Annotated in this window: 5 protein-coding genes and 1 pseudogene; 1 reads left to right on the forward strand and 5 read right to left on the reverse strand. The window is 38.6% G+C overall.

Going from position 1 to position 4,731, the window contains the following annotated elements; all coding sequences use genetic code 11:
* The 4 genes from BALCAV_RS20530 to BALCAV_RS20545 all read right to left on the reverse strand — a co-directional run.
* Positions 1 to 414, reverse strand: a 414-nt coding sequence (locus tag BALCAV_RS20530) for an RNA-guided endonuclease TnpB family protein (RefSeq protein WP_040324324.1), incomplete at its 3' end; no start/stop codon positions are given.
* 229 nt (positions 415 to 643) lie between these two features.
* Positions 644 to 952: a YerC/YecD family TrpR-related protein gene (locus BALCAV_RS20535; RefSeq protein ID WP_003324773.1), complete on the reverse strand. Its 309-nt coding sequence runs from the start codon at positions 950 to 952 to the stop codon at positions 644 to 646.
* 25 nt (positions 953 to 977) lie between these two features.
* Positions 978 to 2,006: a DUF3048 domain-containing protein gene (locus BALCAV_RS20540; protein WP_003324774.1), complete on the reverse strand. Its 1,029-nt coding sequence runs from the start codon at positions 2,004 to 2,006 to the stop codon at positions 978 to 980.
* A gap of 70 nt (positions 2,007 to 2,076) precedes the next feature.
* Positions 2,077 to 3,816, reverse strand: coding sequence for an adenine deaminase C-terminal domain-containing protein (locus BALCAV_RS20545; protein WP_040324325.1), 1,740 nt, complete (start codon positions 3,814 to 3,816; stop codon positions 2,077 to 2,079).
* 230 nt (positions 3,817 to 4,046) lie between these two features.
* On the opposite strand from BALCAV_RS20545, the gene BALCAV_RS20550 reads away from it, so the two are divergent.
* Complete coding sequence (locus BALCAV_RS20550; RefSeq protein WP_003324857.1) at positions 4,047 to 4,289, forward strand: YgaP family membrane protein; 243 nt, start codon at positions 4,047 to 4,049, stop codon at positions 4,287 to 4,289.
* 147 nt (positions 4,290 to 4,436) lie between these two features.
* Here BALCAV_RS20550 and BALCAV_RS21895 read toward each other — a convergent pair.
* Positions 4,437 to 4,731 (reverse strand): annotated as a pseudogene (locus tag BALCAV_RS21895) (RNA-guided endonuclease TnpB family protein); the annotation flags it as partial.

The following is a 4,731-nucleotide window of genomic DNA, read 5'->3' on the forward strand; positions in this document are numbered from 1 at the left end:
GGCCAAGCGAACATACCCTAGTTTCGGCAATTTGATTTTGTTGTCTACTATGGCAATGTTGCTATTTGTTTCTTTCGTGGTGTAGGATTGTACCTGATTCTTTTTAGACTTGATGCGAGGTGCTTTATTTTGTTTCTTGAAGAATCGAGTAAAGGAATCAGCAAGGTTTTTCAGGGAGGATTGAAGGGCAATGCTGTCCACTTCTTTTAGCCATACGAATTCCTTTTTTAGTTGCGTTAATTCAGCCGAACAAGAAGAATACGTTAACCCTTTGCCTGTTTCTTGGTAGGTATCGTTCCATTGTCCTAAAAAGCGATTGAATACAAAACGAGAACAGCCGATGGTTTTAGCAATCAGGGTTTCTTGTTCTTTGCTTGGATAGAGACGGAATTTGTATGCTTTGTTGATGAGCATTGTTTTCACCTCAGATAGGAATGTATGTTCTTATTATACCCTAACAAGAATCTCTTTGGCTACCGCCAACCGCCATTCATCTCCCCCTTATCGTTGGGCTTCTCCCTTCACACGATTGAAGAGGGAGTCTTCTGTCGGGAAATGATAAAATCCCCCCTAGCATCCGATCAAAAAACACAGATACTATACAGCACCTGTGTTCAAGTTGTCGGCAAGCTTTGCCTTTTGGTTATTCTCCAACAGTCTCTTGTTCTTTTATACGATCTAAAGTCATTTTATAACCATCATTTCCATAGTTTAAGCAGCGCTTCACTCGTGAAATCGTCGCGGTGCTTGCACCCGTTTCTGTTTCAATTTTGTGATATGTATACCCATTTTGTAACATACGAGCTACTTCAAGACGCTGTGCAAGAGATTGAATCTCATTAATGGTACAAAGATCATCAAAAAACTCATAACATTCTTCTAAATCTTTTAATGACAAAATCGCATTAAATAGTTGGTCAAGCTCTTTGCCTCTTAATTTATTTATTTGCACGGTAAGCACCCTTTCTTATCTTTTCTTAATAAGTTACGCTTCCTTTAAGACCTGGAGAATCCGGAATAATGTTCACCCATGTTTGACCTTGCTTAAACGGTACGATTTCTCCATCTTTTATCGGAAGAATTCGTCCAGCGTTATTAACCCATTCTACTTCTTGTATTTTACCACTATGAATCAGTAAAGCCTTACCTCCTGATTCGAGATCAACAGACCGTCTTCCTGCCTCATCTAAAATTTGATGCGCGGCCTCAACGATAAAAATATTATCTAATTCAATTGCAGCCCCTGTTTCATAATCGACTGTCTGCTCTTCATTATACCGATAATAAGTCCTTTTTGTCTCGTCAAATCGATAATGGACCTCATATAATTCTAAATAATTGACGGATATTTCGGTTGCTGACTCACCAGAAACCTCAACATGATTATCTAAAAAAACATTTGGCTCAACTTCAGCCTCTAACTCAATCTGCTCTAGTTCCATACCTTCCATTAATTGATTTAATGATAAGTAAGAATTATGAGGAGCGACACGCTCACTTGAACGTTCAAATAAAGTACCATCATAGTATAATCCATTCAAATAATCTGTGGTACCATTTGTAAGCATCGTCTGTGCGTCTGGACTCCAACCATGGATTACAAGCATCGCCTCGTACCCATCTGATAAATCAACAAAATAAGGCCTTGCACTTCGAATAGGTCCAATCCGTTCTGGTAATTGACTTTGATACAAAGCGACAAAGCGTGTCACTTCATATTCTGCCAATACTTCATAAATAAGATCGGCCTCTAACAGCCCCGACTGCGGACGGGCAGCCGGAGAATTGTTAATGACAGCTCCAATGACACGGTTTTTATTAATGATTTCCGTTTCTACTCCCGTTAAAGGGTGTGTTAACATTACTTCTGATCCAGGTACTTCCGGTTCCTCATTTTCTTCTGTTACTTGTTCATTTTGATCAGGACTTTCTTCCTCGGCCAGAGGTTCGCTACATCCAGTTAGCATTATGAGTAAAGCCATCATTGTTCCAAACCAATATTTCATCCTCTTTGTCCACAACCTTTTTTCCTATTTCCCTTCAGTCTACCATCAGACTAAAGAACCTATTTTTAGTTTAACGCATAATAGATGGGAACAATACCGTTTTCTTTTTGACATCATAAATTCCTTTTTGAGTCACACGAACATAAGGTAAGTGCGTTGAAGAAAAAAAGAGTAAACTATAAATTGGATCTTCGTGTTTATATCCTCGTTCTCGTAATAACGAAACTAAATGCTTTTCTTCTCCTATAATTTCTTCCATCGATTTATTAGACATCATACCAAGCAAAGGAAGCTCTATATTTCCAATCACTTGACCTTTTTCGACAAGAACAATTCCTCCTCCTTGTTCTTTCATTTGATTGAAGGCACAAACCATATCAGGAATACTCTTACCGATTAAAATGACATCACCTGAATTATTATAGGAGCTTGCTAAACCAGAAATTCGTTTTCCAAATCCTTTAATCATCGTCGTAATATGCCATTTTCCGTGACGATCAATAAGTGCGTAAAAACTTTCATCATAATCTTGACTTAATTCTTTTGTCGCTGAATCAATCGAAATATGATAAGGCTTCAAAATAACTGCATTGACCATTTCAATTCCCATCGGCATCGAAAAATGAAGCTCATCTTCATGTAACTCCCAATTGTATTCAACTTTATCGACTCCATAATCTTTCCACGGAAAGAAATCATCACGTTCAATGACTTTATTTTCTCGAACAATCCATTGCCCTTTTGCCAAAACCGAAACAGGTGTTGGGTTATCTTCTGCTGATAAGAAGTTTAAATTAGCCATTCTACCTGGTGCGATTAAACCATGCTTATTTTCAAAATTATAATAGCGGGCCACATTATACGTCGCCATATTGTAAGCTTCGATTGGCGGAACACCATTGTCGATCGCAATTTGAATAAGATGATTCATAACGCCAGACTCATAGAAGGAAGGTGGTGAACCATCCGTGTTCATCAAACAGCGATCAAAGCGCTCAAGACCTAAATCTTGCAATTCGACTAAAATCTTTTTCAAATCTGGTCGAATCGAGGATTGACGTAATGAAGTGTAGTAGCCCATATTGATTCGCATTAACGCGTCTTTTCCAGTAATCGATTCATGATCAGATGTGACACCAACTAAAGCCATTTGGGTTAATGTTTTTTCTGAGGCTCCAGGAAAATGACCTTCAATTGGTTTACGTAGTCGTTTTGTTTCTTGAATCCAATGAAGAATGGCATCATCACCACTTAATACCTTTGGCCATGATGTTAACTCTCCACCTTGAACGACTAAATGATGCTCAAGCCATTCCTTCATTTTTGAATTCGAAATGGCATCTTCATTTGCTAGTTCCGTCTGCGGATCGTAGCGTGACCACCAGTACATGGAGGTTGGTTGTTTATCTAAGTCGCTAATCAAAGTAAGCGCTTTCTTTTTTTCTAGGGCTAATAGAAAAATTAAGTTGTCGCTTATTAGTGTTGTTGTACCTGTTATAGATGCATACTTTGCAAAGCTCAGGGGATTATAAAGTTGAAATGGGTGAACGTGATGTTCGATGTAGCCTGGAACAATAAATTGGTTCTCACAATCCACGACTTCCGCATCATGTAAAACAGGCGGCATTTCATCTCCCACATAAACAATGGTGTCTTCGGATATCCATATATTTGCATTAAGCCATTTCTGACGAGCTTGATTTAAATAAGTAGCATTCTTTAAAACAAGTGATGGTGCCTGTTCACCTTTAACAACAGCGAGTTGATGTCGTAATTTTTTCTTTGTTGATCGATTCAATCTCTCAGTCATAATGTGCAATCACTCATTTCTCCAATCAGTTTTTTCTATAGTACCACATAAATTGTTAAAGACTAACAACTATGTGATATGTTTTTACACATTTTTTAAAAAGTCACTACTTTGTAACATTAAATCGTAAAAAAGGGGCTCTTTTCTAGGTATTTACCCAATTAAAGTCTTTTTTAGTGAATTGCTTCTAAGCAAACGGACTTCGCTTTATAAATAAGGAGGTTTTTCTTTTGAAACAGAATATTGGAATATGTGATGCTCTCATTCGAATTACGATTGGTTTTGTCCTTTTAGCATGGACAGGCTCAAAATGTGCCAACCGCCACACTCGAGATTTCCCTTTAATAGCCGGTCTTATAGGGGCGCTGAAGGTAGCAGAAGGGATTACCCGCTTTTGCCCTGTCATTTATTTAGTACAAAAACAAAAAGGGTACAAACAAGAATCACCTAACGAAGCAGTTAATCCTTCATAATCAATTGAACTACTCGCCACTTAGCTAACGCTTGAAGTGGGAGATTCTTGGGAACAGAGCGTACTTGCCAGCCGATTTCTTTGCCGACAGAGGTTTCTCTTATGGACCAAGCTATCCCCGTCGATTCCTACGGTTCTGGATGTTGTTTTAAGCCGTGTGGAAGGTTCTTACCCCTTCAGCTAGAATATTTTGGCTGGCATTGATATCTCGATCGTGATGTTTATCGCAAATAGGACACGTCCAATCCCTTTTTTCAAGAGATTTCTTGCCGTCTTGATGTCCACATTCGGAACAGATTTGACTAGATGGATACCACCTGCTTATTTTCACGATGGTTTTCCCGTACCATTTCGCTTTGTATTCTCATTTCGATACAAAGGCAGACCAGGATACATCCGAGATGGATTTAGCTAATTTATGATTACGCAACATTCCTTTGGTG

Origin of the sequence: Alkalihalobacillus alcalophilus ATCC 27647 = CGMCC 1.3604 (assembly GCF_000292245.2) — a bacterium.
Taxonomy (GTDB): Bacteria; Bacillota; Bacilli; order Bacillales; family Bacillaceae_D; genus Alkalihalobacillus; species Alkalihalobacillus alcalophilus.

Coding starts and splice junctions, on each gene's coding strand:
- BALCAV_RS20540 (WP_003324774.1), bottom strand. CDS start 2,006: ATGAAATATTGGTTTGGAACAATGATGGCTTTACTCATAATGCTAACT.
- BALCAV_RS20545 (WP_040324325.1), bottom strand. CDS start 3,816: ATGACTGAGAGATTGAATCGATCAACAAAGAAAAAATTACGACATCAA.